The 406-nt window shown below is 47.5% G+C and carries 1 protein-coding gene; it reads left to right on the top strand.

The annotated features are described in order from the left end of the window. On the top strand, positions 1–406 hold a 406-nt coding region (locus SORDD16_RS10920; protein ID WP_241734074.1), incomplete at both ends, for a hypothetical protein.

Genomic DNA, 406 nt, shown 5'->3' with positions numbered 1-406 from the left:
CCAAAGCGCTTCAGCATCAGTATCTGCAAGTCAATCAGCTTCAGCTTCTGTAAGCTCAAGCCAATCAGCTTCCGCATCAGTAAGCTCAAGCCAAAGTGCTAGCGCATCAGTAAGTGCAAGCCAAAGTGCTTCAGCATCAGTAAGCTCAAGTCAATCAGCTTCAGCGTCTGTAAGTGCAAGCCAAAGCGCTTCAGCATCAGTAAGCTCAAGCCAATCAACTAGCGCATCAGTAAGTGCAAGCCAATCAGCTTCAGCTTCAGTAAGCTCAAGTCAAAGTGCTAGCGCATCAGTAAGCTCAAGCCAATCAACTAGCGCATCAGTAAGTGCAAGCCAATCAGCTTCAGCTTCAGTAAGCTCAAGTCAAAGTGCTAGCGCATCAGTAAGCTCAAGTCAATCAGCTTCAGCG

The organism is Streptococcus oralis (assembly GCF_001578945.1).
GTDB lineage: Bacteria > Bacillota > Bacilli > Lactobacillales > Streptococcaceae > Streptococcus > Streptococcus oralis_Q.
Note: the sequence above shows the minus strand (reverse complement) of the source record. Positions and strands in the feature narration are given on the sequence as shown.